The following is a 2,526-nucleotide window of genomic DNA, read 5'->3' on the forward strand; positions in this document are numbered from 1 at the left end:
AAGTACAACCAGTGGATATGTTTCCACAGACAAGTCATGTGGAGACTGTTGTACTTCTTTCCCACAAAAAAAGCAGACACATATATCAACGTAAAAGCAGTTGACGCTGGAAAAGGTAGATGCAATGCCTTAAAACATTTTTAATTAATTTAATAACCAAATATATAAAAACAAAAAGTTGTTTGCTCTGAATGGGGTAGACAGCTTTTTTATATATGCAAATGTTAATCATGCTTTAGGGAAGAATATCTGGATAAAGAAAAAATAGACTGTCAAGCTGTCTCCGTTGCGTAGATTTGTAGATTTATTGATTTGAAAAAAAGAATTGGTCTACTGATAGGTGTAAAAGCAATTATAAATTCCTTTATGCAATATATAATTGACATTATGAAATATATGATATACAATTTAATCATCAGGACAGAAGAAGGAGGAATTTGGTGAAAAACAAAAAACTCAAAATTGCCAGAATTGAATGTGATATGAGTCAAGAGGACTTAGCAGATATTGTTGGCGTCACGCGGCAAACTATTGGTTTGATAGAGTCTGGAAATTATAATCCAACATTGAAACTTTGTATTGCAATATGCAAAGCTCTCAACAAAACATTAAATGACTTATTTTGGGAGGAACCATAATGAAAAGCAAAAAAATCAAAGATGAACGTGTCTTACAATTAAACAATAAAATTCAAAGCGAAGCCTATCTTATAGTGCTATTCCTTGCGGTTGTTTCTGTTTTTATTAAGTCCTATGTGATGGATATGTCCTTCTCACAGTATGCATTTGAGCTTGGTATTATTATTTTATCAATAGCTTACATTGCGGTAAGAAGTATGTTAGTCGGATACGATTTTATGAACAATTCTAAAAGTGGAAAGGTATCAACAGTATGGACTATTTTAATTTCAAGTCTTGCTATAACCATTATAAACGGAATAAGAAACTATTCTCTATATGGCGATAAGTATACTGGAATATTAGATGGACTCTTTATTTCAGTGTTAGTGGTTACTTTTATCTCTGCAGCTATTTTTAATTCCGTTGTATTCGTTATTCTATACTTTTTCAATATGAAAGGGCAGCAAAGGATTGAAAAGAAGCTCAATGAAGGAGATAAACAAGATTAATTGTTTGAATCAAGGACTTTTCTTTTATTGCAGAAATAAAGAGATTGGAGGAGTAGCATGCAAAAAGATAAATGGATTTTATGTCCTGTATGTGAGAATAAAACTCGCCTTAAAATTAGAGAGGACACCAGACTTGAAAATTTCCCATTATACTGTCCTAAATGTAAACAGGAAACCTTAATTTCTGCCAAGCAAATGAATATAGCTGTTATCAAAGAGCCAGACGCATAGACGCAGAGCCGATACCTCGTGAGAAACAACTCAATGGTGCCGGTTCTTTATTTTGCTTCTGATCATGTATGATAGAGAAATGGCAAACCAGCAAAAAGAAATATGAAAGGAAATCAATTATGAGTAAGAAATGGATTTTAAGTATTATTACAATGACAATATTGGGTATGACCCTGCTTATGGGGTGTGGAAATAGAACAAATACAATATCGACGGATTTATCTGCTTTGCAAACAGATATTAGCACTTTAACTGTATCTGAAAATGTGCAGGTTGTAGGGCTTGGAGAAGCGAGCCATGGTGTAAAAGAATATCATCAGATGAAAGCAGAAGTGTTCAAAGCATTAGTCGCAAACAATGGATGCCGGACATTTATTATTGAAGGCGACTTTGGAGGTGCGTTAAAGGTAGATGACTATATTCATGGTGGAAAGGGAACTGCTGAAGATGCTGTTGGAGAAATTGGTTTTGCGATTTATCGTACACAGGAGATGGCTAATTTAGTGGATTGGATGCGTTCTTATAATGAAAGTACTCCTGAGGGAAAAGACTTGCATTTTTACGGAATGGATATACAGCGATACGATAATAACAAGGAATATCTGTTTTCCGTGTTAGATATAGCGGCACCTGCCTTAAGTAAAAAATATAAAATGGCATTTTCACAATTAACTGATGAAACAAGATTGACTTTAAGTAGTGATGTTTTGGATAAGTCCAAAATGGATGCATTAGGGTTGTTAAAAGAAATGGACGCTGCTGAAAGTGATATTGTAACCATTTCTGGACAAACTGCCTTTGATTTTGCAAGGGAAAGTGCAAATACAATCTATCAGTATAGTGAAATATTGTTGAGCAATAATGCCGAGTATAACTCTTTACGGGATAAGCATATGTCTGATAAAGTAAACTGGTTTCTACAGCATGGCGATGACAGTGTACTCTTTATTAGCGGTCATAACGGACATATTGGAAAAACCTCTGTTTCCGGCTATACTTGCTTGGGAGAATTACTGACGAACGTCATAGGGGAAAACTATTTTGCTATTGGGACAGATGCAGAGAATACAACATTTAATTCACAAGATAATAATGGAAATTTTAGTGTTATGGAAGTTAAAAACCAAAATGCGTTGAATAGTCAGCTTGACAATATGGAGAGTAAC

Annotated in this window: 4 protein-coding genes; all 4 read left to right on the forward strand. The window is 34.3% G+C overall.

What is annotated here, in order from left to right; genetic code table 11:
* Nucleotides 1-440 precede the first annotated feature (440 nt).
* Nucleotides 441-638 carry a helix-turn-helix transcriptional regulator gene (locus B3603_RS21205; protein WP_039630837.1) on the forward strand — a complete coding sequence of 66 codons (198 nt, stop codon included), beginning with the start codon at nucleotides 441-443 and terminating at the stop codon, nucleotides 636-638.
* Nucleotides 638-1,129, forward strand: a complete 492-nt coding sequence (locus B3603_RS21210) for a DUF6773 family protein (RefSeq protein WP_291568715.1) — start codon at nucleotides 638-640, stop codon at nucleotides 1,127-1,129. Before B3603_RS21205 ends, B3603_RS21210 begins: the two co-directional genes overlap by 1 nt.
* 57 nt (nucleotides 1,130-1,186) lie before the next feature.
* Nucleotides 1,187-1,360, forward strand: a complete 174-nt coding sequence (locus tag B3603_RS21215) for a cysteine-rich KTR domain-containing protein (RefSeq protein WP_291568717.1) — start codon at nucleotides 1,187-1,189, stop codon at nucleotides 1,358-1,360.
* A 68-nt stretch (nucleotides 1,361-1,428) separates the two neighbouring features.
* The coding region (locus B3603_RS21220; RefSeq protein ID WP_291568719.1) for an erythromycin esterase family protein at nucleotides 1,429-2,526 on the forward strand (1,098 nt) is incomplete at its 3' end.

This window comes from Clostridium sp. UBA2485 (assembly GCF_002341865.1).
In the GTDB taxonomy this organism is placed as follows: Bacteria; Bacillota; Clostridia; order Clostridiales; family Clostridiaceae; genus Clostridium_J.

Coding starts and splice junctions, on each gene's coding strand:
- B3603_RS21210 (WP_291568715.1), top strand. CDS start 638: ATGAAAAGCAAAAAAATCAAAGATGAACGTGTCTTACAATTAAACAAT.
- B3603_RS21215 (WP_291568717.1), top strand. CDS start 1,187: ATGCAAAAAGATAAATGGATTTTATGTCCTGTATGTGAGAATAAAACT.